The 23,229-nt window shown below is 60.5% G+C and carries 26 protein-coding genes and 1 tRNA gene; 18 read left to right on the top strand and 9 right to left on the bottom strand.

Features of this window, described 5'->3' with window-relative positions:
* Positions 1 to 44 precede the first annotated feature (44 nt).
* Complete coding sequence (locus HWW83_RS13840; RefSeq protein WP_069100804.1) at positions 45 to 629, top strand: nucleotidyltransferase family protein; 585 nt, start codon at positions 45 to 47, stop codon at positions 627 to 629.
* An 8-nt stretch (positions 630 to 637) separates the two neighbouring features.
* On the top strand, positions 638 to 1,690 hold the full coding sequence (locus HWW83_RS13835; RefSeq protein WP_176589370.1) for an XdhC family protein: 1,053 nt from the start codon (positions 638 to 640) through the stop codon (positions 1,688 to 1,690).
* On the opposite strand, the gene HWW83_RS13830 is transcribed toward HWW83_RS13835, so the two are convergent.
* On the bottom strand, positions 1,614 to 2,480 hold the full coding sequence (locus HWW83_RS13830; protein ID WP_060660249.1) for a helix-turn-helix domain-containing protein: 867 nt from the start codon (positions 2,478 to 2,480) through the stop codon (positions 1,614 to 1,616). The two genes, HWW83_RS13835 and HWW83_RS13830, sit on opposite strands and share 77 nt — an antisense overlap.
* Positions 2,481 to 2,631: 151 nt before the next feature.
* Complete coding sequence (fumA, locus tag HWW83_RS13825) at positions 2,632 to 4,278, bottom strand: class I fumarate hydratase FumA (RefSeq protein ID WP_033644683.1); 1,647 nt, start codon at positions 4,276 to 4,278, stop codon at positions 2,632 to 2,634.
* Between the two features lie 349 nt (positions 4,279 to 4,627).
* On the opposite strand from fumA, the gene HWW83_RS13820 reads away from it, so the two are divergent.
* From HWW83_RS13820 to ruvX, 6 genes are all read left to right on the top strand, one after another.
* On the top strand, positions 4,628 to 5,140 hold the full coding sequence (locus HWW83_RS13820) for a SprT family zinc-dependent metalloprotease (RefSeq protein WP_033644682.1): 513 nt from the start codon (positions 4,628 to 4,630) through the stop codon (positions 5,138 to 5,140).
* 101 nt (positions 5,141 to 5,241) lie between these two features.
* Positions 5,242 to 5,937: a deoxyribonuclease I gene (endA, locus tag HWW83_RS13815; RefSeq protein ID WP_141966658.1), complete on the top strand. Its 696-nt coding sequence runs from the start codon at positions 5,242 to 5,244 to the stop codon at positions 5,935 to 5,937.
* 69 nt (positions 5,938 to 6,006) lie between these two features.
* A complete protein-coding gene (rsmE, locus tag HWW83_RS13810) occupies positions 6,007 to 6,738 on the top strand; it encodes a 16S rRNA (uracil(1498)-N(3))-methyltransferase (protein WP_049194742.1) in 732 nt (243 codons plus the stop codon).
* A 10-nt stretch (positions 6,739 to 6,748) separates the two neighbouring features.
* Entirely contained in the window at positions 6,749 to 7,699 is a 951-nt protein-coding gene (gshB, locus tag HWW83_RS13805; RefSeq protein ID WP_033635939.1) for a glutathione synthase, read from the top strand.
* A gap of 146 nt (positions 7,700 to 7,845) precedes the next feature.
* A complete protein-coding gene (locus HWW83_RS13800; RefSeq protein ID WP_033635940.1) occupies positions 7,846 to 8,409 on the top strand; it encodes a YqgE/AlgH family protein in 564 nt (187 codons plus the stop codon).
* Positions 8,409 to 8,831, top strand: coding sequence for a Holliday junction resolvase RuvX (gene ruvX / locus HWW83_RS13795; protein ID WP_015379046.1), 423 nt, complete (start codon positions 8,409 to 8,411; stop codon positions 8,829 to 8,831). The genes HWW83_RS13800 and ruvX overlap by 1 nt, the downstream gene beginning before the upstream one ends.
* Here the strand turns inward: ruvX and HWW83_RS13790 are convergent.
* Complete coding sequence (locus HWW83_RS13790; protein ID WP_060422659.1) at positions 8,828 to 9,850, bottom strand: type IV pilus twitching motility protein PilT; 1,023 nt, start codon at positions 9,848 to 9,850, stop codon at positions 8,828 to 8,830. The genes ruvX and HWW83_RS13790 overlap by 4 nt on opposite strands.
* 20 nt (positions 9,851 to 9,870) lie before the next feature.
* Between HWW83_RS13790 and HWW83_RS13785 the strand changes: the two genes are divergently transcribed.
* From HWW83_RS13785 to hemW, 6 genes are read left to right on the top strand one after another with little or no spacing between them, the layout of a single operon-like run.
* Positions 9,871 to 10,578, top strand: coding sequence for a YggS family pyridoxal phosphate-dependent enzyme (locus HWW83_RS13785; RefSeq protein WP_060422654.1), 708 nt, complete (start codon positions 9,871 to 9,873; stop codon positions 10,576 to 10,578).
* Between the two features lie 19 nt (positions 10,579 to 10,597).
* Positions 10,598 to 11,419: a pyrroline-5-carboxylate reductase gene (gene proC, locus HWW83_RS13780; protein WP_060422650.1), complete on the top strand. Its 822-nt coding sequence runs from the start codon at positions 10,598 to 10,600 to the stop codon at positions 11,417 to 11,419.
* A gap of 31 nt (positions 11,420 to 11,450) precedes the next feature.
* The gene (locus HWW83_RS13775; RefSeq protein ID WP_019456092.1) at positions 11,451 to 12,005 is read left to right on the top strand and encodes a YggT family protein; all 555 of its coding nucleotides are present in this window, start codon (positions 11,451 to 11,453) and stop codon (positions 12,003 to 12,005) included.
* A complete protein-coding gene (gene yggU / locus HWW83_RS13770) occupies positions 12,002 to 12,292 on the top strand; it encodes a DUF167 family protein YggU (protein WP_033649585.1) in 291 nt (96 codons plus the stop codon). Before HWW83_RS13775 ends, yggU begins: the two co-directional genes overlap by 4 nt.
* A gap of 17 nt (positions 12,293 to 12,309) precedes the next feature.
* Complete coding sequence (locus tag HWW83_RS13765) at positions 12,310 to 12,903, top strand: XTP/dITP diphosphatase (RefSeq protein WP_042785371.1); 594 nt, start codon at positions 12,310 to 12,312, stop codon at positions 12,901 to 12,903.
* On the top strand, positions 12,896 to 14,038 hold the full coding sequence (gene hemW, locus HWW83_RS13760; RefSeq protein ID WP_176589369.1) for a radical SAM family heme chaperone HemW: 1,143 nt from the start codon (positions 12,896 to 12,898) through the stop codon (positions 14,036 to 14,038). Before HWW83_RS13765 ends, hemW begins: the two co-directional genes overlap by 8 nt.
* A 38-nt stretch (positions 14,039 to 14,076) precedes the next feature.
* Here the strand turns inward: hemW and HWW83_RS13755 are convergent, their stop codons facing one another.
* The 5 genes from HWW83_RS13755 to trmB all read right to left on the bottom strand — a co-directional run bounded on the left by HWW83_RS13755 (position 14,077) and on the right by trmB (position 17,549).
* On the bottom strand, positions 14,077 to 14,511 hold the full coding sequence (locus tag HWW83_RS13755) for a DUF29 domain-containing protein (RefSeq protein WP_176589368.1): 435 nt from the start codon (positions 14,509 to 14,511) through the stop codon (positions 14,077 to 14,079).
* Between the two features lie 100 nt (positions 14,512 to 14,611).
* A complete protein-coding gene (locus tag HWW83_RS13750) occupies positions 14,612 to 15,334 on the bottom strand; it encodes a YggN family protein (RefSeq protein WP_087762575.1) in 723 nt (240 codons plus the stop codon).
* Between the two features lie 30 nt (positions 15,335 to 15,364).
* Entirely contained in the window at positions 15,365 to 16,288 is a 924-nt protein-coding gene (gene glsB, locus HWW83_RS13745; protein ID WP_060660870.1) for a glutaminase B, read from the bottom strand.
* 215 nt (positions 16,289 to 16,503) lie between these two features.
* Positions 16,504 to 16,830 carry a YggL family protein gene (locus HWW83_RS13740; protein WP_004937412.1) on the bottom strand — a complete coding sequence of 109 codons (327 nt, stop codon included), beginning with the start codon at positions 16,828 to 16,830 and terminating at the stop codon, positions 16,504 to 16,506.
* Positions 16,830 to 17,549: a tRNA (guanosine(46)-N7)-methyltransferase TrmB gene (gene trmB, locus HWW83_RS13735; RefSeq protein ID WP_004937410.1), complete on the bottom strand. Its 720-nt coding sequence runs from the start codon at positions 17,547 to 17,549 to the stop codon at positions 16,830 to 16,832. Before trmB ends, HWW83_RS13740 begins: the two co-directional genes overlap by 1 nt.
* Before the next feature lie 175 nt (positions 17,550 to 17,724).
* Here trmB and mutY point away from each other — a divergent pair, with 175 nt between their 5' ends.
* From mutY to mltC, 3 genes are all read left to right on the top strand, one after another.
* Entirely contained in the window at positions 17,725 to 18,825 is a 1,101-nt protein-coding gene (gene mutY / locus HWW83_RS13730) for an A/G-specific adenine glycosylase (protein ID WP_004937408.1), read from the top strand.
* Positions 18,822 to 19,094, top strand: coding sequence for an oxidative damage protection protein (locus HWW83_RS13725; RefSeq protein WP_004937404.1), 273 nt, complete (start codon positions 18,822 to 18,824; stop codon positions 19,092 to 19,094). The genes mutY and HWW83_RS13725 overlap by 4 nt, the downstream gene beginning before the upstream one ends.
* Before the next feature lie 63 nt (positions 19,095 to 19,157).
* On the top strand, positions 19,158 to 20,234 hold the full coding sequence (gene mltC / locus HWW83_RS13720; protein WP_033644661.1) for a membrane-bound lytic murein transglycosylase MltC: 1,077 nt from the start codon (positions 19,158 to 19,160) through the stop codon (positions 20,232 to 20,234).
* A gap of 48 nt (positions 20,235 to 20,282) precedes the next feature.
* Here mltC and speF read toward each other — a convergent pair whose 3' ends face one another.
* On the bottom strand, positions 20,283 to 22,448 hold the full coding sequence (speF, locus tag HWW83_RS13715; protein ID WP_176589397.1) for an ornithine decarboxylase SpeF: 2,166 nt from the start codon (positions 22,446 to 22,448) through the stop codon (positions 20,283 to 20,285).
* A 705-nt stretch (positions 22,449 to 23,153) separates the two neighbouring features.
* Between speF and HWW83_RS13710 the strand changes: the two genes are divergently transcribed.
* Positions 23,154 to 23,229 (top strand) — tRNA-Phe (locus HWW83_RS13710).

Raw genomic sequence — 23,229 nt, 5'->3', positions numbered from 1 at the left:
GTTTGTACGCTAATAAATAATTTGCGCAAACGCGGGCTTGAACCATGATCACGGGCATCATTATTACCGCCGCCGGACGCGGGGAGCGCTTTATTCGGGCCGGCGGCCAGGGCAACAAACTGAACGCCGGGTTTGCCGATGCGGTGGGCGAGCGGCGTTCGCTGTTCGAACACACCCTGCGCCAGGCGCTGGCTTCCGAGCTGCCGGTGCAGGTGGTGACCCGTCCGGATAATCTGCCGGTGCTGGCAGCCTGCGCCGCCAATCAGGTGCCGGTTACCCTGCTCGCCAGCGCGGGCCTCGGCGACTCGATCGCCGCAGGCGTTGCGGCCACGCCGCACTGGCAAGGCTGGCTGATCCATCTGGCCGATATGCCGTTCGTCGGCGCCGACGTTTTCCGGCAGGTGGCGAGCGCCTTACGGCAACACGCGATCGTACGCCCCAGCTATGCGCAACAGCCCGGTCACCCGGTCGGCTTTTCCGCCCTATTGCGCAAACAACTTTGCCAACTGCGCGGCGATAATGGCGCCCGTGGGCTGTTGCAAGGCGCAGCGGTGCACCTGTTGCCACTTGAACACCCCGGCGTCGTGCAGGATATTGATCTTCCATCGCAACTTCCGGCCAGCGAGTAAATTCACCTATGCAACATCTTGATGTCACCGTGGTCAGCCAGGCGATAAGCTGGCTGCAACACCAGTCGGTCTGGTTATGCACCGTCCTCAGCACCTATGGTTCTTCGCCGCGCTCGCCGGGCGCGCTGATGGCGGCTACCCGCGACGGCCGCTACAGCGGTTCGTTGTCGGGCGGGTGCGTGGAGGAGGACTTTCTGCGCCGCGTGGCCGCCGGGGAGTATCAGGCGGCCAGCCAGGTGATCCGTTACGGCGAAGGCGGTATGACGCCCAACGTGGCGCTGCCGTGCGGCGGCGTGCTGGACGTGCTGATCGAGTATCTGCCGGCGGGAGAAGCCAGCGTCGCTTACCTGCGACGCATCGCCGGCGCGCTGGAAGGGCATCACGCGTTGCTCAAACGCCTGACGCTGCCCCACGCCTGCCACAGCCTCGAGCAGAGTCATTTCACCAGCGCCACCCAGGTGGAACGCCGGCTCGAACAGATTACCCTGCATATCGCGGCCGCGCCGCGCCTGCTGATCGCCGGGCTGTCCAGCGTGGCGCTGTACTGCGCCGATTTCGCCGTGGCGCTGGGGTTTGAGGTGCTGGTGTGCGAGAATCGCCCGGAGGCGCTGGATAACTTCGCCGCCGAGTTAAAACCGGGCGTGACGCTGCTGCGCCAGTTTCCGGCCAAGTTCATTGAGGACGGCGGTTGCCACGCCAATACCGCCGTCGTGGCGCTGACCCACGATCCGCGTATGGACGATCTGACGTTGATGGAAGCGATCCACACTCCGGCGTTTTACATCGGCGCCATGGGATCGCTGAGAAACAGCGCGCGGCGGCGCCAGCGGTTGCAGCAGATTGCCGAATTCACGCCGCAGGAGTTGGAACGCATCCATGCGCCGATCGGCCTGCCGCTGGGCAGCAAAACGCCGGCGGAGATCGCCCTGGCGGTGATGGCGGCGATCGTGCAGCAGAAAAACCGGCGGCCGGCCGCCGACGGGATCAGTGCAGCGGCACCACCGGCACCAGATGCTGCAGCTCCAGATGCAGCTCCTCTTTCCCGCTCAGCGAATAGCTGAACACCGTCATGTCCGGCCCGTCACCGCGGGCCAGCCCCATTTCGGGCAGCACCTGCGTGTAAATTTTAATGATGTGATCATTGAGCGCCACCGGCTTGCCGGAATAGCGAAAACGGCAAAACTCGCCGTGGATCTCCGGCAGCGGCTCCAGCGTCACGCCTTCACGCAGCGGATAGTCCGTCGTCACGCCCAGGGTATAGTCGACCCTGACCCGCTCGCCGTCCGGCACCAGTTGGGTAAACGAATAGGTTTGCGTCGGGCGCTCGCCCAACAAGGTGTAAAACTGCGCCCGCAGCGCGCTGCGCTGCGGCAGATGCGACTTATCCAACCTCTCTATGTCCAGGTGGTAAGCGTACTGCTTGCCGTGAAAAGCGTATTGCCCTCTGGCGATGCTGACGCGTTCAACCTCAATATCGCCGGGCTGGCTGGCCGCGAGTGAACGCACCAGATTGCTGAAGTCCTGTTTGCGGGCATGACGATAAACGCTGGGCGACTCGGCGAAGTGTTTCTTGAAACAGCGCGAGAACGTCTGCTGATTATCGAATTGATATTCAACCGAAATGTCCAGAATGCTCTTCTGCGTGAAGCGCAAGGCGAAGGCGGCGAGGTAGAGGCGACGAGCGCGGATGTAGGAGGCTAACGACAATCCGGTCTGCTTCTTGAACATGCGCTGCAGGTACCATTTCGTATAGCCTGACTTGGCGGAAACGATATCCAACGACAGCGGATTGGTCAGGTTATCTTCAATCCAGACCAGCAATTCCCTGATGTGACTTTCCTGCGTACCCATGTGCTTGCCGAACCTTATGTTACCGATATTCCATTAGTCGAATTTTAGTGCTATCCGCGTAGGGTATACAGGTTAAAACTCGCCGTCCAGCAAGCTACAGGACTTTACACAGTCCCCCTTCACCGCCCGCGAGCGGCGAAGGGGGCAACGCTTATTTCAGGCAGCTGGCGCATTGGCCGGCCTGGATCTTCTGGAAGAAGTCATTGCCTTTGTCATCCACCAGGATAAACGCTGGGAAATCTTCCACTTCGATTTTCCAGATCGCTTCCATGCCCAATTCAGGGTACTCCACGCACTCCAGGCTCTTGATGCTCTGCTGCGCCAGCACCGCCGCCGGGCCGCCGATGCTGCCGAGGTAGAAGCCGCCGTGCTTGTGGCAGGCATCCGTCACCTGCTGGCTGCGGTTGCCTTTCGCCAGCATGATCATGCTGCCGCCGTGAGATTGCAGCAGATCGACGTAGGAATCCATACGCCCGGCGGTGGTCGGCCCCAAGGAACCGGACGCATAGCCTTCCGGCGTTTTAGCCGGGCCGGCGTAGTAGATCGGGTGATCCTTGACGTACTGCGGCAGGCCCTCACCGCGATCCAGGCGCTCTTTCAGCTTGGCGTGCGCGATATCGCGGCCAACGATGATGGTACCGCTCAGCGACAGGCGGGTGGAAACCGGGTACTGTGACAGCTGTTTGAGGATCTCGGCCATCGGACGGTTGAGATCGACCTTGATCGCCTCGCCTTCCCCGGCCTGGCGCAGCTCCTGAGGAATGAATTTACCCGGATTGTGCTCCAGTTTTTCCAGCCAGATGCCGTCGCGGTTAATCTTGCCTTTGATGTTGCGGTCCGCCGAACAGGAAACGCCCATGCCGACCGGGCAGGAGGCGCCGTGGCGCGGCAGACGCACGACGCGGATATCATGCGCGAAGTATTTGCCGCCGAACTGTGCGCCCAGCCCCAGGTTCTGCGCTTCTTGCAGCAGTTCCGCTTCGAGTTCCAGATCGCGGAACGCCTGGCCATGCTCGTTGCCTTCGGTCGGCAGGCCATCGTAATACTTGGTCGAGGCCAGTTTGACGGTTTTCAGCGTCGCTTCCGCCGAGGTGCCGCCGATGACGAACGCCACGTGGTACGGCGGGCAGGCCGCAGTGCCCAGCGTGCGCATCTTGTCGACCAGGTAGTTTTTCAGCTTGCCCGGCGACAGCAGCGCCTTGGTTTCCTGATACAGATAGGTTTTGTTGGCTGAACCGCCGCCCTTGGCGATGCACAGGAACTTGTACTCTTCGCCGTCCACGCTGTAGAGATCGATCTGCGCCGGCAGGTTGCTGCCGGTATTGACCTCTTTGTACATATCCAGCGCGGCGTTCTGCGAATAGCGCAGGTTCTCTTCGATGTAGGTGTTGTACACCCCACGCGACAACGCTTCTTCATCGCCGCCGCCGGTCCAGACGCGCTGGCCCTTTTTGCCGACGATGATCGCCGTGCCGGTGTCCTGGCAGGTCGGTAAAATACCCTTGGCGGCGATTTCTGAGTTACGCAGAAATTGCAGCGCAACGTACTTGTCGTTTTCGCTGGCGTCCGGATCTTTGAGGATATCGGCCACCTGCTGTTGGTGCGCCGGGCGCAGCATGAACGACGCGTCGTGGAACGCATGCTGGGCAAGCAGGGTTAACGCTTCAGGGGCAACTTTCAGTATTTCCTGGCCTTCAAACTCGCTCACGGAAACGTGGTCGCGGCTCAGCAGGTAATATTCGGTATCGTCTTTCTTCAGCGGGAACGGATCTTGATAGTGGAACGGTTTATTCGACATTGATCTCTCACTTGCAACATCAGCTGCGTTAAATTCACACTTGCGGCGCGCGAGGCGGCGCCTTGTCAAAAAACTGCCTTCACCTTACGTATTTTTAATCAGTCAGTTATTGCGCCAAATCGCAAAATAACCGCTCTTTGCGTAAGGGATTGCCACAGGCGGCGTTTCAACCTTGCTCGGTGAGAACTGCGGGTACAGGCTCATCATGCACGCTTTATTATCCCGCAGTTAACACATTGATTACAATCCATCGGTGGCGATCGCTTTATCAATGTGGCGAAAAAGCGCCGGATGCGATTTGCGCCGGTGCGTATTGTCAGCCGCCGCGCCATTGCTTAAGCTAGCCGCAATGAACAAACCGAGAATCCCCATCGCGCTGCAACAAGCGGTGATGCGCTGCCTGCGAGAAAAGCTGCAGTTGGCCCGCCGGCATTTTGCCGTCGAGTTCCCCGAACCCAGCATCGTCTATCAGCAACGCGGCACCAGCGCGGGCACCGCCTGGCTGCAAAGCTGGGAAATCCGCCTGAACCCGGTGCTGCTGCTGGAAAACCAACAGCCGTTTATCGATGAAGTGGTGCCGCACGAACTGGCGCACCTGCTGGTGTTTCGCCAATTCGGCCGGGTGGCGCCGCACGGCCGCGAATGGCGCTGGATGATGGAAAGCGTGCTGCTGACGCCCGCCAGCCGCACTCACCGTTTCGAAACCGCCTCGGTGCAAAGCAAGACCTTCCCCTACCGCTGCGCCTGTGGGCAGCACCAGCTCACCATTCGCCGCCATAACCGCGTGCTGCGCGGCGAAAGCGAATACCGCTGCCGCCGGTGCGGCGAAAAACTGAAATTTCTTGCTAGCGAGAACCTTTAGTTAAACGATTTATACGTTAAAACAAGCAAATATCGCCATTTGCCACTGCCGGCAAGTTCCGTTACCCTGCCTGCTTTTCCAATTTTGAGCTGTTTTGGAATATGCTTCGCAGAATTTTGTTTATCGCGGTTTTCGCCGCAGGCGCCGTACAGGCGCACGGCATCAATAACTTTTCTCAGGCCAAGGCGGCGGCGGCCAAGATTAATCAGGATGCGCCGGGCAGTTTTTACTGCGGCTGCCGCATCGACTGGCAAGGCAAGAAGGGCATCCCGGATCTCGCCGGCTGCGGCTATCAGGTGCGTAAAAACGCCCAGCGCGCGCAGCGCATCGAGTGGGAACACGTGGTGCCGGCCTGGCAGTTCGGCCACCAGCTGCAGTGCTGGCAGGACGGCGGGCGCAAGAACTGCAACAAAGACGCCACCTATCGCCAGATAGAAACCGATCTGCACAACCTGCAACCGGCGATTGGTGAGGTGAACGGCGATCGCAATAACTTCATGTACAGCCAATGGAACGGCGGCGAAGGCCAATACGGGCAATGCCCGATGAAGGTGGACTTCAAGAATAAACAGGCAGAGCCGCCCGCCCGCGCACGCGGCGCCATTGCCCGCACCTACTTCTACATGCGCGATCGCTACCAGCTGCGGCTGTCACGCCAGCAAACCCAGCTGTTCGAGGTGTGGAACCGGCAATATCCGGTGAGCCAATGGGAATGTCAGCGTGAAGCACGTATCGCCAAGGTGCAGGGCAACCACAACCCCTATATTCAACAGGCTTGTCAGCAGCGGAAAAGCTAACCTACTATAGCCTTTATCTTTCATGGCGCCGCCAACCCGCGGCGCCGTTTCGTCAGGATCAGACAACCCATGCGCATACCCCGCATTTACCATCCACAGCCGTTGACCGATCGGGCGGAGATCGCCCTCAGCGAGGACGCCGCCAACCACGTCGGCCGCGTGCTGCGCATGAGCGCCGGCCAGGCGCTGCAGCTGTTCGACGGCAGCAACCAGGTGTTCGACGCCGAGATAGTTCGGGTGGACAAAAAGAGCGTGCTGGTGCGCCTCGGCGACGGCCGCGTGGATGACATCGAATCGCCGCTCAACCTGCATCTGGGCCAGGTGATCTCGCGCGGCGAGAAGATGGAGTTCACCATTCAGAAATCCATAGAGCTGGGCGTCAACGTCATTACCCCGCTATTTTCCGAGCGCTGCGGCGTCAAACTGGACGGCGAGCGTCTGGCGAAGAAAATCCAGCAATGGCAAAAGATCGCCATCGCCGCCTGCGAACAGTGCGGCCGCAACCGCATTCCCGAAATCCGCGAGGCGATGTCGCTGGAGGCCTGGTGCGCCGAGCAGGACGGCAGCCTGAAGCTCAACCTGCATCCGCGCGCCAGCCACAGCATCAACACGCTGCCGCAGCCAGTAGACCGCGTCCGCCTGCTGATCGGCCCAGAAGGCGGTTTGTCCGCCGACGAAATCGCCATGACCACCGACCACGGATTTACTGATATTCTGTTGGGACCACGCGTTCTGCGTACCGAAACCACAGCGCTCACCGCCATTACCGCTCTGCAGGTCCGCTTCGGCGACCTGGGTTAAAGGAGAAAAGATGATTAAGCTCGGCATCGTGATGGACCCTATCGATTCCATCAACATCAAGAAAGACACCAGCTTCGCCATGCTGCTCGAAGCGCAGCGCCGCGGTTACGAATTGCACTACATGGAGATGAACGATCTCTATCTGCACGCCGGTGACGGGCGCGCCCGCACCCGCCTGCTGAGCGTGAAGGAAGACAAGGAGAACTGGTTCAGCTTCGGCAGCGAGCAGGATCTGGCGCTGCACGATCTGGACGTGATCCTGATGCGCAAGGATCCGCCGTTCGATACCGAATACATCTACGCGACCTACATTTTGGAGCGCGCCGAAGTCAAAGGCACGCTGGTGGTCAACAAGCCGCAAAGCCTGCGCGACTGCAACGAGAAGCTGTTCACCGCCTGGTTCCCTGAGCTGACGCCGGATACGCTGGTCAGCCGCAGCGCCGCGCACATCCGCAAATTCCACCAGCAGCACGGCGACATCATCCTGAAACCGCTGGACGGCATGGGCGGCGCGTCTATCTTCCGCGTGAAGCAGGACGATCCCAACCTGTCGGTGATCATCGAAACCCTGACCGAACACGGCAGCCGTTTCTGCATGGCGCAGAACTTCCTGCCGGCGATCAAGGACGGCGACAAACGCATCCTGGTGGTGGACGGCGAGCCGGTGCCTTACTGCCTGGCGCGCATTCCGGCGCAGGGCGAGACCCGCGGCAATCTGGCGGCCGGCGGCCGTGGCGAAGCGCGTCCGCTGAGCGAGAGCGACTGGAAAATCGCCCGCACCGTCGCCCCGACGCTGAAAGAGAAAGGGCTAATCTTCGTCGGCCTGGACGTGATCGGCGATCGCCTGACCGAGATCAACGTGACCAGCCCAACCTGCGCACGCGAAATTGAGGCGGCATTCCCGATCTCGATTACCGGCATGCTGATGGACGCGATTGAAAAGCGCCTGGCGGCGAAGTAATGCGTCATGCGGGCGGCCTGCCGCCCGCTAACCTGCATCGCGCCCGCCAAAGCGCGCCTTTCGGCAACGGCTTGAAAGGCGGCGGGTATAGCCGCATACTGGCGGCTGTTTATTTTCTCACCCATTGATTACCTTATACTAACGCCATGAATTTACAGCACCATTTTCTGATCGCCATGCCCACCCTGCAGGATCCTCGCTTCAAGCGCTCGGTGATTTACGTCTGCGAGCACAACGAAGAAGGCGCCATGGGTTTGGTGATCAATAAACCGGTGGAGCAGTTCACGGTAGCCACGGTATTGAGCAAGCTGAAGATCATGCCGCCTGCGCGCGATCCGGCCATCAGCCTGGACAAGCCGGTGTTCGCCGGCGGCCCCCTGGCGGACGATCGTGGGTTTATCCTGCATACGCCGCGCCACGGCTTCGGCGCCAGCATTCAAATTTCGCCCAACACCATGATCACCACCTCGAAAGACGTGCTGGAAACGCTCGGCACGCCGGAGCAACCGGACGACGTGCTGGTGGCGCTGGGTTATGCGGGTTGGGAAAAGGGCCAGTTGGAGCAGGAAGTATTGGAAAATGCCTGGCTGACCATCGAAGCCAACACCGACATTCTGTTCCGCACGCCGATCGCCAGCCGTTGGCGTGAGGCGGGGAACCTTTTGGGTATCGACATTCGCAGCATCGCCAACCACGCAGGACACGCCTGATGAGCAACCGCACCATTATCGCCTTCGACTTCGGCACCAAAAGCATCGGCGCGGCCGTCGGCCAGGAGTTGACCGGCAGCGCTCGCGCCCTGCCGGCCTTCAAAGCACAGGACGGCTCGCCGGACTGGCTGAAAATCGAAAAGCTGCTGAAGGAGTGGCAGCCGGATCTGGTGGTGGTCGGCCTGCCGCTGAACATGGACGGCACCGAACAACCGGTGACCGCCCAGGCGCGCAAGTTCGCCAACCGCCTGCACGGCCGCTTCGGCATCCAGATCGATCTGCATGACGAGCGCCTGAGCACCGTGGAAGCGCGCGCCAACCTGTTCGATCGCGGCGGCTTCCGCGCGCTCGACAAAGGCAGCGTGGATTCCGCCTCTGCGGTGGTGATCCTCGAAAGCTGGTTCGAACGGCAGCTGGGTTAACTCCCCGCCCCTTCGCCAACACAATCCCCCAACACGCCGGCGTCGATCCGCTGCTGCAAACCTTGCTCAAAGGTTTGCATGCCGGACTGCGCGCCGGTTTGCAACACGCTCGCCAACTGATGGGTTTTCCCTTCGCGGATCAGGTTGCTGACCGCCGCCGTCGCCGTCAGCACCTCAAAGATCGCCACTCGCCCGCCGCCGGGCCGCCGCATCAGCTTTTGCGCGATCACCGCCTGCAGGCTGCCGGCCAGCTGGGCGCGCACATAGGGTTTCTCTTCCGCCGGAAACACGTCCACCAGCCGTTCCACCGCCTGCGGCGCGCTGCGGGTGTGCAGCGTCGCCAGCACCAGATGGCCGGTCTCCGCCGCGGTGAGCGCCAGCCGAATGGTGGCTACATCGCGCAGCTCGCCCAGCAGGATCACATCCGGATCTTCGCGCAGCGCAGCGCGCAACGCCGTATCGAAGCTGTGACTGTCGCGGCCGATCTCCCGCTGCTGAATCAGCGATCGCCGGCTGCGGTGCAGGAATTCGATCGGATCCTCCAGCGTTAAAATGTGCCGCGGCTGGTGCCGGTTGATCTCGTCGATCATCGCCGCCAGCGTGGTGGACTTGCCGCTGCCGGTGGCGCCGGTGACCAGGAGAAGCCCGTCGTCGCGCCGCAGCAGTGCCGGGACGATGGCCGGGGCCGCCAGCTCGGCAAGCGAAGGCGCCTGCCCGGCGATGCGCCGCAATGCGAGAGACATCCCCGCGCGTTGCTGAAAAACGTTGGCTCGCAGCCGCTCCCCACCCGGCCTGTGCAGCGCCAGATCGATCTGCCCCAGCCGCCGCAGGCTCTCGCGCTGCTGCGCATTCAGCAATCCGTCGCAGAGGGCCTGCACGCCTTGCGCCGTCAGCGTTGGCGCCGCCGCCAGCGGCTGCAGTTCACCGTCGATGCGCAACATCGGCGGATGACCGGCACAAAGGTGCAGATCGGAAGCATTATGCTTTACACTAAGGGCCACGAATTCATCGATATCCATATCACTCTCCCGGGTCAATAATGAGCACTATCCAACAGAACCTGCAGGATGTCAGAAACCGCATCGCGGCCGCCGCGCAAAACTGCGCGCGGGCGCCAGAAGAAGTTGCTCTGCTTGCAGTCAGCAAAACCAAACCTGTGGCGGCGATCGAAGAAGCCATCGCCGCCGGCCAGCGCGCCTTCGGCGAGAACTACGTGCAGGAAGGGGTAGACAAGATCCGGCATTTCGCCGAGTCGCCGCAGAGCGGCGAGTTGGTGTGGCACTTTATCGGCCCGCTGCAATCCAATAAGAGTCGGCTGGTGGCGGAACACTTCGCCTGGTGTCATACCGTAGACCGGCTGCGTATCGCCCAGCGCCTGAGCGATCAGCGCCCGGCCGGTATGCCGCCACTCAACGTGCTGATTCAAATCAACATCAGCGATGAGCAGAGTAAATCCGGCATCGCGCTGGCCGAGCTGCCGGCGTTGGCCGAAGCGATCGCCGCACTGCCGAACCTGACGCTGCGCGGCCTGATGGCCATCCCGGCGCCGGAAGCGGATTACCAGCGGCAGCTGGCGGTATTCAGCCGGATGAACGATGCCTTTCTCGCCCTGCGCCAGCGTTATCCGCAGGCCGATACGCTGTCGATGGGCATGACGGACGACATGGCGGCGGCGATCGCCGCTGGCAGCACCCTGGTGCGCATCGGCACCGCAATTTTTGGCGCCCGCGACTACTCGCAGGCCTGACAAACAGACGAGGGATTTGATGCAACATCGCAAGATTACCTTTATCGGCGCCGGCAACATGGCGCGTGCAATCATCGCCGGCCTGGTGGCGGGCGGCTATCCAGCCAAATCCATCAGCGTCTGCGCCCCTTCGGCGAAAAACCGTGACGCGCTGGCGGCAGACTACGGCATCGTCAGCAGCGGCGACAACGTCGCCTGCGCGCGCGCGGCCGACGTGGTGGTGCTGGCGGTCAAACCGCAGCTGATGGCCGACGTTTGCCAGCCGCTGCGCGAGCAGGTCGATTTCAGAGGCAAGCTGGTGCTGTCGATCGCCGCCGGTATTCAGGTCAGCCGTTTCTATCAGCTGCTCGGCGACAAGCTGAACATCGTGCGCATCATGCCCAACACCCCGTCGCTGGTCGGCAAGGGCATGAGCGGGCTGTACGCACCGGAGCAGGTCAGCCGGCAGGATCGCGACTACACCGGCGATTTAATGGCGTCGGTCGGTAAAGTTTGCTGGGTCGATGACGAAAATGGCATCAACGGCGTGATCGCCGCCGCGGGCAGCGCCCCGGCCTATTTCTTCCTGTTTATGGAGGCGATGCAAAAAGAGGCCGAACGCATGGGCTTCGACAGCCAGACCGCGCGCGATCTGGTGCAGCAGGCCGCTTCCGGCGCCGCCGCGCTGGTGGAAGCCAACCCGGATACGCCGCTGGGCACGCTGCGCGAGCAGGTGACCTCCAAAGGCGGCACCACCGCCGAAGCGCTGCGGGTGTTCAACGAACGCCAACTGCCGGAAACCGTGGCGCAAGCGATGCAGGCCGCCGTTTCCCGTGCGCAAGAGATGGAAAAATTATTTTAAATAACCGCGAGTTAAGGAGAAGGACCACTTCATGCTAACGCTGACTTTCCTGGTCAAGACCGTTGTTGATCTGTACGTGATGGTGCTGTTGCTGCGCATTTGGATGCAGTGGGCGCGCACCGATTTTTACAACCCGTTCTCGCAGTTTGTGGTGAAGATCACCCAACCCGTGGTCGGCCCGCTGCGCCGCATCCTCCCGTCGCTGGGGCCTATCGACAGCGCTTCGCTGCTGCTGGCGTTCCTGCTGATGACTATCAAGTACCCGTTGCTGCTGCTGATCCAGGACGGCGCGATCTCGCTCAGCCCCTATAACCTGCTGTTCGGCCTGATCTCGCTGGTGAAGTCCGTCGGCTACCTGATCTTCTGGGTAATGATCATTCGTGCGCTGATGAGCTGGGTAAGCCAGGGCCGCAGCCCGATCGACTACGTGATGTACCAGCTGACCGAACCCTTGATGGCGCCGATCCGTCGCATCATCCCGGCGATGGGCGGCATCGACTTTTCCGCCATGGTGGTAATCCTGATCCTCTATCTGCTCAACTACCTGGGCATGGATCTGTTCCCCCAACTTTGGTTCCTGCTGTGAGTGCAGTCACTCCGGTGCTGGACGGGCTGGCGATCAGGCTATATATTCAGCCGAAAGCCAGCCGCGACCAAATTATCGGCTTGCATGGCGACGAACTGAAAGTCGCCATCACCGCTCCGCCGGTCGACGGCCAAGCCAACGCCCATTTGATCAAGTTTATCGCCAAGCAGTTCAAAGTGGCGAAAAGCAGCGTCACCATCGAGAAAGGCGAACTGGGGCGGCATAAACAGTTACGCATCGTGAATCCGCAACAGATCCCCGCCGTGGTCGCGGCGCTCATCGAATAATTTTCAAGGTAGTCATTATGCAAAAAGTCGTTCTTGCCACCGGTAACCCGGGCAAAGTGCGCGAACTCGCCGACCTGTTGGCCGATTTCGGCCTGGACGTGGTCGCGCAAACCGATCTGGGCGTGGAGTCCGCCGAAGAAACCGGCCTGACGTTTATCGAAAACGCCATTCTGAAAGCGCGCCATGCAGCACAGGTCACCGGCCTGCCGGCGATCGCCGACGACTCCGGTCTGGCGGTAGATGCGCTGGGCGGCGCGCCGGGCATCTACTCCGCGCGCTACGCCGGTGAAGACGCCGACGATCGGCAGAACCTCGACAAGCTGCTGGCGGCGATGAAAGACGTGGCGCCGGGCCGGCGCGGCGCGCAATTTCACTGCGTGCTGGTCTATCTGCGCCATGCGCAAGATCCGACGCCGCTGGTGTTTCACGGCAGCTGGGCCGGTGAAATCACCGAACAGGCCGCCGGTGAAGGCGGTTTCGGTTACGATCCTATCTTTTACGTGCCGGAGCTGGGCCGCACCGCCGCCGAGCTGAGCCGCGACGAGAAGCGGGCGATTTCGCACCGCGGCAAGGCGCTGAAGCTGATGTTGGAAGCCATGCGCAATGCTTAAGCTGCCCCCGCTGAGTCTCTACATCCACATCCCGTGGTGCGTGCAGAAATGCCCGTACTGCGACTTCAACTCCCATGCGCTGAAGGGTGACGTGCCGCATCAGGAGTATGTCGATCATCTGTTGGCGGATCTGGATGCCGACCTGCCGCTGGCCGGCGGCCGGGAAATCAGCACTATCTTTATCGGCGGCGGCACCCCCAGCCTGCTGAGCGCCGAGGCGATGCAAGCCTTGCTGGACGGCGTGCGGGCGCGCATTCGCGTCGCCGACGACGCCGAAATCACCATGGAAGCCAATCCCGGCACCGTGGAGGCCGATCGCTTCAGCGGCTACCAGCGCGCCGGCGTCAACCGCATCTCCATCGGGGTGCAAAGCTTCAGCGCCGAGAAGCTGAACCGTCTGGGGCGCATCCACGGCCCGGAAGAAGCCAAACGCGCGGCGACGCTGGCGACCGGCCTCGGCCTGCGCAGCTTCAACCTCGATCTGATGCACGGCCTCCCGGATCAGTCGCTGGAAGAGGCGCTGGACGATCTGCGCCAGGCTATCGCCCTCAATCCGCCGCACCTGTCGTGGTATCAGCTGACCATCGAGCCGAACACCCTGTTCAGCTCGCGCCCGCCGGTTTTGCCGGACGACGATGCGCTGTGGGACATCTTCGAGCGCGGCCACCAGTTGCTGAGCGCCGCCGGCTATCAGCAGTATGAAACCTCGGCCTACGCCAAGCCGGGCTACCAATGCCAGCACAATCTCAACTACTGGCGCTTCGGCGACTATCTGGGGATCGGCTGCGGCGCGCACGGCAAGGTGACCTTCAGCGACGGACGCATCCTGCGCACCGCCAAGACCAAGCACCCGCGCGGCTTTATGCGCGGCGACTACATGGACAAGCAGCATGAGGTGGCGGCGGCGGATCGGCCGTTCGAATTCTTCATGAACCGCTTCCGCTTGCTGGAAGCCGCGCCGCGCGCCGACTTCGCCAACTACACCGGACTGGCGGAAAACGTCATTCGCCCGCAGTTGGACGAAGCGCTGGCCAAAGGCTATCTGGAAGAAACCGCGGAGCACTGGCAGATCACCGAGAAGGGCAAACTGTTCCTCAACTCGCTGCTGGAACTGTTCTTGGCGGACGACGAGTAAAAAAAAAGCGCTGAATGATCAGCGCTTTTTTATTGGTGTTAATCCGGGTAAAGCGTCTGAGACAGAATCTGCTGAGTTTCCCAGATGCCGTTTTCCGGATACACATCCAGCCCGGTTTCGGCCGTGGCGAGCGCAACGGCCTTCGACCAGACGACATCCAGCCAATCGGCATCGCTCAGTTTACCTTTTAGGCTGGGCGACTCTTTCAAGCTGTAAAGCACCTCTTTGCGCTGCGCTTTAATCGTTCTTTCCCAGCTGATTCCGCGCCTGGCCGGCTGATATTTCCATTTAAGCAAATGTGCAATCAGCACCGTCATCCGGCTAGCAAGTTCCCTTTGCTCGCTCTTCCCCACGTCCTCAATCTCCTCGGCGATCTTTTCAATATCGATCTCAGACAATTTTCCGGAGCGCAAAAGAGCGGCCTGTTCATTTGCCCAGGCAACAACATCGGTTTCGTAACGTGTATGGCTCATAGCGTCCTCCGTAAACATCCATAAATCTGTACGTAGTTTGACCAGTCTGTCAGATAAGCTTAAGAAGGTCAAAAAACATACTGCCGAGAAGGTTCTTGAATCACTTCAACGCCTTCAGCAGATCCTTGCGCTGGGTTTCCAGTGCGGTGACGCGGTTGCAAACGTCGCGACCGAAGTTCTGGAAGTCCTGCTCCTGGTTGTTCCACTCGTTCTGGATCGCCTTCTGCAAGCCGCCCAGGTTGCCCATGATCGCCTGCAGCGGATTGCCGCCGCTGTTGGCAGCCTGTTTGACGCCCATCTCGTTCAGGCTGTCCTGCAGCACGCCGCCCATGCTCTGCTGCACGATGTTGCGGCCATCCTGTTCCACTTGGTCAATCGCCTTGTGGTGGAAGGTCAGGCCGTCGCTGCGGTGCTCGATGATGCGGTTCATCTGCTGTTTCAGCTGGCCATTCAGGGTGGTCAGCCGGTTGCGCACGTTGCTGTTGCTGCCCAGCTCTTTGACGATCACCTTATCCAGCGCTGCGCGGGCTTTCTCCAGGTGTTTCTGCGCGCCGTCGTCGATCCACGGCAGCTGCTTGCGCAGCGCGCTCTGGTAACTGAAGGCTTTCTGCCGCTGGCTGTCGCTCAGGCTCAGCGCCTGACCGTTGCGGATCACGTCACCATCCGGCGAAATTTGCAGGTCGCCGCTGGCGCCTTTCACCTGCACGCTCTGCGGGCTGATGATCACATCGTCCTGGGGTTTAACGCTGCACTGGTACTCGGCGTGGGCCTGCGCGGCAGTCGCCGCCAGCAGCAGTAAGGCTAACCCGGTTTTCTTCAACATAGCTTCTCCTGACTCCCATCCAGATTGGGATTAAAAAATCGAACGACCGATACGTTGAGACAACAGTTCCAGCGCCGCAGTTCCCGCCAGCGAGTTGCCGGAAGCATCCAGCTCCGGCGACCAGACGACGATCGACAGCTCGCCCGGCACAATGGCCACGATGCCGCCGCCCACGCCGGACTTGCCCGGCATCCCCACCCGATAGGCGAATTCGCCGGCGCCGTCGTACATGCCGCTGGTCATCATCAGGGCGTTGATCTGCCGGGCCTGCAGCGGGCTGATCACCGTCTCGCCGTTGAGATCGCGGCCGTGATTGGCCAGATAGACGAAGCTGCGCGCCAGCTCCACGCAGCTCATGCGCAGCGCGCAGTAGTGGAAATAGGTTTGCAGCACGGTGATGACGTCGTTTTCGAAGTTGCCGAACGATTTCATTAGATAGGCGATGGCCGCATTGCGATCGGAGTGTTCGAACTCGGAGCGCGCCACCCGCAGATCATAGGCCAGGTCGTCTTCACCGGCCAACTGACGCACCACCTCCAGCATACGCTGTTTGGGGGCGCTGAGCCGGGTTTGCAGCATGTCGCACACCACCAGCGCGCCGGGGTTGATAAACGGATTGCGCGGTTTGCCCTGCTCCATCTCCAGCTGCAGCAGCGAATTGAACGGCAGGCCGGAAGGCTCTTTGCCGACGCGCCGCCAGATCTCATGCTCCTGATAGCGCGTCAGCGCCAGCGTCAGGCTCAGCACTTTGGAGATCGACTGGATGGAGAAGCGCTCCGCGGCGTCGCCGGCCTGGAACAGTTCGCCATCCACCGTACACACGGCGATCGCCAGCCGATCGGCGGGCACTTCCGCCAACGCCGGGATGTAGTCGGCCACTTTTCCCTGGCCAATCAGCGGGCGCACCTGTTGCAGGATCTCTTCCAGCAACGCGTTATCCAATGTTGTTACCACCTCGGTCACACTCCGGGCAAAACAAAGGCGCCGTTAAGGCACCTTAAATCCATCCCCGTCATACTTGAATCCGCATCTGTGTTGGCTGCGAGCGCTCACCCCAGTCACTTACTGAAGTAAGCTCCTGGGGACTCACCCTCTTGCCGCCGTGATGCGAATCCAATTATTTAGGGGGAAATAAGCGGCGCGAAGCCGCGCTCATCGGGCAAGCGCGATCAATCCCACCAGATATCGAACAGATCGCTGACCTTAACGTCGGTCAGTTTGCGCGCTTCCAGCCAGTTTTTCACCAGTTCGCGATGCTCGTCGGTGCAGTGGCCGATCTTCTGCAGGCAGATCAAACCTTCCCACTGCAGGTAGCCGCTGCCGTCAAACGCCAGACCGTTCGGCTCGATCACTTCATCGATGAAGGTATCCAGCGTGCTGTCGATATCTTCCACCGACGTGCCTTCGGCGAAGCGCCAGGCTACGGAGAAACCCAACTCCTGAAATTCTTCAATGTGCAACTTTTTACGTAAACGACGACTGCGGTTCTTAGCCATTATTCTTTCCTCTCAAACATCAAGTCCCAAACGCCATGTCCCAGGCGCTGGCCGCGTAATTCAAATTTCGTCAGTGGGCGCGAATCCGGACGCGGCACATAATCATTATCGCTGGAAAGATTACGGTAGCCTGCGACCCCGTTCATAACCTCTAACATATGTTCCGCATAAGGTTGCCAATCGGTGGCCATGTGGAAGACGCCGCCGGTCTTCAGCTTGCGCAGCACCAGTTCGACAAACGGCGTTTGCACGATGCGGCGCTTGTTGTGGCGCGCCTTGTGCCACGGATCGGGGAAGAACAGCTGCACCATGTCCAGCGAGCCGTCCGGGATCATGTTTTCCAGCACTTCAACCGCATCGTGGCACATTACGCGCAGGTTGCTCAGCTTCGCCTCATGGGCGTCGGCCAGGCAGGCGCCCACGCCCGGCGAGTGTACTTCGATCCCTAAAAAGTTCTGCTGCGGGTTGTTGCCCGCCATGGTCACCAGCGAGGCGCCCATGCCAAAACCGATCTCCAGCACCGTCGGCGCTTCGCGGCCGAACAGCGCGGCGAGATCGACAGCGTCAGCTTGATACTCCACGCCCATCACCGGCCAATAGTTCTCCAGCGCGTGCTGCTGGCCTTTGGTCAGCCGCCCCTGGCGGCGGACAAAACTGCGGATACGGCGCATCGCGCGGCCGTTCTCATCAAATTCCGGGGAGATGACGTCATTAATCATAGTGCTTTCTGTCTGTTTGGCTGCCAATTAGGGAAACGCGCATTATGCAAAGATACATTGGTTTAGCAAGTGTTCATCTTCTGTACCCGCCGTGCGGCGTCGGAAAGTTCCGGTTTACAGCATCATGACTCTATGCTGCAATCTCGCTTCATTTTCTGCCGGATAACGACTCTTCATGATGCAAGCACAACAATTCGCACAGGTGGTGCTTGACTGGTACCAGCGCTACGGCCGCAAAACCCTGCCATGGCAGCTGGAGAAAACCGCCTATCAAGTATGGCTCTCCGAAGTGATGTTGCAACAGACCCAGGTTGCCACCGTCATTCCTTATTTTCAGCGCTTTATGGCCCGTTTTCCCAACGTGCGCGCGCTGGCGGAGGCCCCGCTGGACGAAGTGCTGCATCTGTGGACCGGCCTCGGCTATTACGCCCGCGCCCGCAACCTGCACAAAGCGGCGCAGACCATTGTCGCACAGCACGGCGGCGAGTTCCCGACAACCTTCGCAGAAATCGCCGATTTACCGGGCGTCGGCCGTTCCACCGCCGGCGCGGTGCTGTCGTTGGCGCTGGGCCAACACTATCCGATCCTCGACGGCAACGTGAAGCGCGTGCTGGCTCGCTGCTACGCGGTGGAAGGCTGGCCGGGCAAAAAAGAGGTCGAAAATCGGCTGTGGAAAATCAGCGAAGAAGTCACCCCGGCCCAGGGCGTCGGCCAGTTCAACCAGGCGATGATGGATCTGGGCGCCATGGTCTGCACCCGCTCCAAGCCCAAGTGTGAACTCTGCCCGCTCAACGTCGGCTGCCTGTCTTACGCCAACCACAGCTGGGCCAACTACCCCGGCAAGAAGCCCAAGCAGACCCTGCCGGAAAAAACCGCCTACTTCTTATTGCTGCAGCACGGCGACCGCGTGTGGCTGGAGCAGCGCCCGGCGGTAGGCCTGTGGGGCGGCCTGTTCTGCTTCCCGCAGTTCAGCGCGCGCGTGGATTTGGAACTCTGGCTGCAGCAGCGCGGTCTGAAAGGCAAGCGCCTGGAACAGCTGACCGCGTTTCGCCACACGTTCAGCCATTTCCATCTCGATATCGTGCCGATGTGGCTGTCGCTCGACGCGGCGGGCAGCGGCATGGATGAGGGCGCGGGTCTCTGGTATAACTTAGCGCAGCCGCCGTCGGTCGGGCTGGCAGCGCCGGTGGACCGCCTGTTGCAACAGCTGGCGAAGCAGCCCCCGATCCAACAAAACTTATATGGCGATAGCGCCATCGATGAGGAATTAGCATGAGCCGCACCATTTTTTGTACTTTCCTTCAACGCGACGCCGAAGGCCAGGACTTCCAGCTTTATCCCGGCGACGTCGGCAAACGCATCTACAACGAGATCTCCAAGGAAGCCTGGGGCGAGTGGATGAAGAAGCAGACCATGCTGATCAACGAGAAGAAGCTGAACATGATGAACGTGGATGACCGCAAACTGCTGGAAGAGGAAATGATCAAATTCCTGTTCGAAGGGCACGACGTGCACATCGAAGGCTATACGCCGCCGAGCGAATAACGCTGTTGGGGCCAGGCGCTGGCCCGCTTCAATCCTCTTATACTTCTTCCAAACGGCTTTAAGATGAAGAAAATTTTAGCTTTGCTCGTAATAGCGCCTTTGCTGATCTCCTGTTCCGGCAAAAAAAGTGAAGAAATCAACGAAGCCTGGATCAAAGACACCAACGGCTTCGACATTCTGATGGGCCAATTCGCCCACAACATCGAGAACATCTGGGGTCTGAACGAAGTTCTGATCGCCGGGCCGAAAGACTACGTCAAGTACACCGACCAATACCAAACCCGCAGCCACATCAACTTCGACACCGGCGCCATCACCGTCGAGACCATCGCCACCACCGATCCGGCCGCGCACCTGCGCCAGGCGATCATCAGCACGCTGCTGATGGGTGACGATCCGGGTTCGATCGACCTCTATTCCGACGCCAACGATATCCAGATCAGCAAAGAGCCGTTCCTGTACGGCCAGGTGCTGGATAACAAAGGGGCGCCGATCCGCTGGGAATGGCGCGCGGCGCACTTCGCCGATTACCTGCTGCAAACCAAGCTGCAAAAACGCACCTCCGGCCTGCACGTCATCTACTCGGTCACCATCCAACTGGTGCCGAACCACCTGGACAAACGTGCGCATAAATATCTGCCGATGGTGCGCAAGGCGTCGGAAAAATATGGCGTGGACGAGTCGCTGATCCTGGCTATCATGCAGACCGAATCGAGCTTCAACCCGTATGCGGTGAGCGGTTCGGACGCGCTGGGCCTGATGCAGGTGGTGCAGCACACCGCCGGTAAGGATGTGTTCCAGATGCGCGGCAAATGGGGCACCCCGAGCCGCAGCTACCTGTTCGATCCGGAGAACAACATCGATACCGGCACCGCCTACCTGGCGATCCTGCAGAACAACTACCTGGGCGGCATTCAGAACCCGACCTCGCGCCGCTATGCGGTGATCACCGCTTACAACGGCGGCGCCGGCAGCGTGCTGCGGGTGTTCTCCAGCGACAGAACGCGCGCGGTGGGCATCATCAACGGCATGCAGCCGGGCGACGTGTACCAAACGCTGACCACCAAGCACCCGGCAGCCGAGTCGCGCCGCTATCTGGTGAAAGTGAATACCGCGCAGAAGAGCTACCGCAGAAAGTAGCGCTTCCCGCGTGGATAGAAGAAGGGCCGGTGCGAACCGGCCCTTTTTTCATGGCTTGATCATATAGCCGAAGATGCGCTTCCAGCCGTGATCTTTTTTCTCGATGTAGACCCCCTGCAGCTCCGGCGAGAAGCCCGGCAGGCGGTTGATGCCCTCCTCGAGCGCCAGGAAGTAGCGCTGCACCGCGCCGCCCCACACTTCGCCCGGCACCACGCACAGCACGCCCGGCGGATACGGCAGGGCCCCTTCCGCCGCGATGCGCCCTTCCGCCTGGCCGATCGGCACCAGCTCGACGTTGTCGCGGATAAACTCCACGTTGGCGTCCTGCGGGTTCATCACCACCGGCGGGAAATGATCCTGACGGAACATCTCCTTTTGCAGCTGCTTAACGTCAAAGCTGACGTACAGATCGTGCATCTCCTGGCACAGCCGGCGAATGCTGTAGCCGCGGTAACGCTGCTCGTTCTTGCGGTACACCGTCGGCAGCACCACGCTCAGCGGCGCATCCTCTTCGACATAGCGTTCGAACTGCGCCAGCATCTCCACCAGCTGTTCCATCTTGGCCGGGTTCTCCGCCGGGGTCAGCAGGAACAGGATCGAGTTGAGATCGCACTTCTCCGGCACGATGCCGTTCTCGCGCAGGAAGTTGGCCAGAATGGTGGCCGGCACGCCGAACTCGGTGTATTGGCCGGTCGCGGCGTCAATCCCCGGCGTGGTCAGCAGCAGCTTGCACGGATCGACCAAATACTGATCCTGGGCGTAACCTTCGAAGCCGTGCCACGTCTCCCCCGGTACGAAGGTGAAGAAGCGCGCGTCGTTGGCGATCAGATCGGTATCGTAATCCTGCCAGTCCTTGCCCGCCACCCGCAGCGGAATAAACGGCTTCAGCTGCGAGCAGCGCGTGAGCAGCTGTTTGCGCGTCTCGATGCCCAGCTTGACGCAGTCCATCCACATGCGGCGCCCGGCGGGGCCGGCGTGCATCTTGGCGTTGACGTCCAGCGCGGCGAACAGCGGATAGAACGGGCTGGTCGACGCATGCAGCATGAACGCGTTGTTCAGGTGCTTGTGGTTGCAGTGGCGCTTTTGCCCTTTGATATGGTCGTCTTTCTTATGGATCTGCGAGGTCTGCGAGAACCCCGCCTGCTGTTTATGCACCGACTGGGTGACGAAGATGCCCGGATCGTGTTCGTCCAGCTCCAGCAGCAGCGGCGAACACTCTTTCAGCATCGGGATAAAACCTTCGTAGCCCACCCAGGCGGAGTCGAACAGGATGTAATCGCACAGGTGGCCGATGGTGTCGATCACCTGGCGAGCGTTGTAAATCGTGCCGTCGTAGGTGCCAAGCTGAATGATCGCCAGCCGGAACGGCCGCGCCGCCGTGGCCTTCTCCGGCGCTACCTCGCGGATCTGCTCGCGCAGGTAGCGCTCGTCGAAGCAGCGCGCATCGATGCCGCCGATAAAGCCGAACGGGTTGCGGGCGGTTTCCAGATACACCGGCGTGGCGCCGGCCTGGATCAGCGCCCCGTGGTGATTGGATTTGTGGTTGTTGCGATCGAACAGCACCAGATCGCCACGGGTCAGCAGCGCGTTGGTCACCACCTTGTTGGCCGCCGAGGTGCCGTTGAGCACAAAGTAGGTTTTATCGGCGTTGAACACCCGCGCCGCATGCTTTTGCGCATCCTTGGCCGAGCCTTCGTGGATCAGCAGATCGCCCAGCTTGACGTCGGCGTTGCACATGTCGGAACGGAAAAGAGTTTCACCGTAGAAATCGAAAAACTGCCGGCCGGCCGGGTGCTTGCGGAAGAACTCGCCGCCCTGATGTCCTGGACACGCAAAGGTCGAATTCTCCATCTCGACGTAGGTCTTCAGCGTTTTGAAGAACGGCGGCAGCAGCGCCTGCTCGTAGGCGTCGGCAGCGGCCTCCAGCTGCGCCATGTAGAATGGCTTGCTGGCGCCGGCCAGTAGCGCAAAGACCCCGCTGACAAACGGCAGATAATCCGGGGAAAGATGCTCGTCCCCTTCCACCGCCACGAAGGTCGGAATATCGAACCCCGTCGCCTGCAAGCGCGCCAGAATGCCGGCATCCACGTCGGCGACCGACACCACCACTGCCGCCACGTCGGTGTAGTCCGTCTGCTCTACGCGCACGATCTGGCGCAGCGTCTCAATGGTGGCGACCAGGCTGGCGCTGGTTGCGATTTTCAATTCTTTCATCATGCTGACTCTCAAACGGTGAAGGATGAGGGTGTGCCACCGGCACGGTAATGAGATAACGCGGTTATCCCGGTAAAAGCGATACCCGGGCACGGCAGCATAAGCGGCGTGCGTGACCGCCTCATGATCGGGGACCATCAGGCAGCTATCGGGGGAACTGGTCTTGGCAGCGTCCGACAGGCATCAGTAAAATCAGGGCCGCAGCGCTGGCTTTACGCATGCCTAACAGCGAGCATCAGGCGGCCTTACCGCATGATCGGCAGGCGTATTCGGACGGATGGCGTTCGGAGCAAGCAAAGACGGAACGGTGGCGGCGTCAGAGGTCTGGTGCGCGACAGCGCTTGAGCGACAAAACCAGTCATGCCAATAACCCTCTGACTTATAAGAAGCGGGAACACCGTCAGGGAACGGAGAGTGCTAAAATTTGCGCAATGATTGCATGATTCGTTACGAGGTTCAAGCGAGAATCATCTGGGTTGAGCTTGCGTTAACGCAAGCATAACTTATTGTTACTTAACAATAAACATGAAAAACAACATTGATAAAGTGGTATAAATACACGTTTTTTATGCATATTTATTGGGTGCCGATATCGCCACAGGCTCTAGCGCCTCGGGTTCGCTGCCTGAAAATAGAGCAACCGATCGGCTTTGTGACAGAAAGCGATTGACGCCATCCGGCCAATACGGTTTAATGCGCCCCGTTGCCCGGATAGCTCAGTCGGTAGAGCAGGGGATTGAAAATCCCCGTGTCCTTGGTTCGATTCCGAGTCCGGGCACCA

The organism is Serratia ureilytica, assembly GCF_013375155.1.
Classification (GTDB): Bacteria; Pseudomonadota; Gammaproteobacteria; order Enterobacterales; family Enterobacteriaceae; genus Serratia; species Serratia ureilytica.
The sequence above is the reverse complement of the archived record's forward strand: the minus strand, read 5'-3'. Positions and strand labels throughout refer to the sequence as shown.

Bases quoted from the DNA above. Each gene is read 5' to 3' on its own strand.
- HWW83_RS13840 (WP_069100804.1), top strand. From the start codon at position 45: ATGATCACGGGCATCATTATTACCGCCGCCGGACGCGGGGAGCGCTTT.
- HWW83_RS13835 (WP_176589370.1), top strand. From the start codon at position 638: ATGCAACATCTTGATGTCACCGTGGTCAGCCAGGCGATAAGCTGGCTG.
- HWW83_RS13830 (WP_060660249.1), bottom strand. From the start codon at position 2,480: ATGGGTACGCAGGAAAGTCACATCAGGGAATTGCTGGTCTGGATTGAA.
- fumA (WP_033644683.1), bottom strand. From the start codon at position 4,278: ATGTCGAATAAACCGTTCCACTATCAAGATCCGTTCCCGCTGAAGAAA.
- HWW83_RS13820 (WP_033644682.1), top strand. From the start codon at position 4,628: ATGAACAAACCGAGAATCCCCATCGCGCTGCAACAAGCGGTGATGCGC.
- endA (WP_141966658.1), top strand. From the start codon at position 5,242: ATGCTTCGCAGAATTTTGTTTATCGCGGTTTTCGCCGCAGGCGCCGTA.
- rsmE (WP_049194742.1), top strand. From the start codon at position 6,007: ATGCGCATACCCCGCATTTACCATCCACAGCCGTTGACCGATCGGGCG.
- gshB (WP_033635939.1), top strand. From the start codon at position 6,749: ATGATTAAGCTCGGCATCGTGATGGACCCTATCGATTCCATCAACATC.
- HWW83_RS13800 (WP_033635940.1), top strand. From the start codon at position 7,846: ATGAATTTACAGCACCATTTTCTGATCGCCATGCCCACCCTGCAGGAT.
- ruvX (WP_015379046.1), top strand. From the start codon at position 8,409: ATGAGCAACCGCACCATTATCGCCTTCGACTTCGGCACCAAAAGCATC.
- HWW83_RS13790 (WP_060422659.1), bottom strand. From the start codon at position 9,850: ATGGATATCGATGAATTCGTGGCCCTTAGTGTAAAGCATAATGCTTCC.
- HWW83_RS13785 (WP_060422654.1), top strand. From the start codon at position 9,871: ATGAGCACTATCCAACAGAACCTGCAGGATGTCAGAAACCGCATCGCG.
- proC (WP_060422650.1), top strand. From the start codon at position 10,598: ATGCAACATCGCAAGATTACCTTTATCGGCGCCGGCAACATGGCGCGT.
- HWW83_RS13775 (WP_019456092.1), top strand. From the start codon at position 11,451: ATGCTAACGCTGACTTTCCTGGTCAAGACCGTTGTTGATCTGTACGTG.
- HWW83_RS13765 (WP_042785371.1), top strand. From the start codon at position 12,310: ATGCAAAAAGTCGTTCTTGCCACCGGTAACCCGGGCAAAGTGCGCGAA.
- hemW (WP_176589369.1), top strand. From the start codon at position 12,896: ATGCTTAAGCTGCCCCCGCTGAGTCTCTACATCCACATCCCGTGGTGC.
- HWW83_RS13755 (WP_176589368.1), bottom strand. From the start codon at position 14,511: ATGAGCCATACACGTTACGAAACCGATGTTGTTGCCTGGGCAAATGAA.
- HWW83_RS13750 (WP_087762575.1), bottom strand. From the start codon at position 15,334: ATGTTGAAGAAAACCGGGTTAGCCTTACTGCTGCTGGCGGCGACTGCC.
- HWW83_RS13740 (WP_004937412.1), bottom strand. From the start codon at position 16,830: ATGGCTAAGAACCGCAGTCGTCGTTTACGTAAAAAGTTGCACATTGAA.
- trmB (WP_004937410.1), bottom strand. From the start codon at position 17,549: ATGATTAATGACGTCATCTCCCCGGAATTTGATGAGAACGGCCGCGCG.
- mutY (WP_004937408.1), top strand. From the start codon at position 17,725: ATGATGCAAGCACAACAATTCGCACAGGTGGTGCTTGACTGGTACCAG.
- HWW83_RS13725 (WP_004937404.1), top strand. From the start codon at position 18,822: ATGAGCCGCACCATTTTTTGTACTTTCCTTCAACGCGACGCCGAAGGC.
- mltC (WP_033644661.1), top strand. From the start codon at position 19,158: ATGAAGAAAATTTTAGCTTTGCTCGTAATAGCGCCTTTGCTGATCTCC.
- speF (WP_176589397.1), bottom strand. From the start codon at position 22,448: ATGAAAGAATTGAAAATCGCAACCAGCGCCAGCCTGGTCGCCACCATT.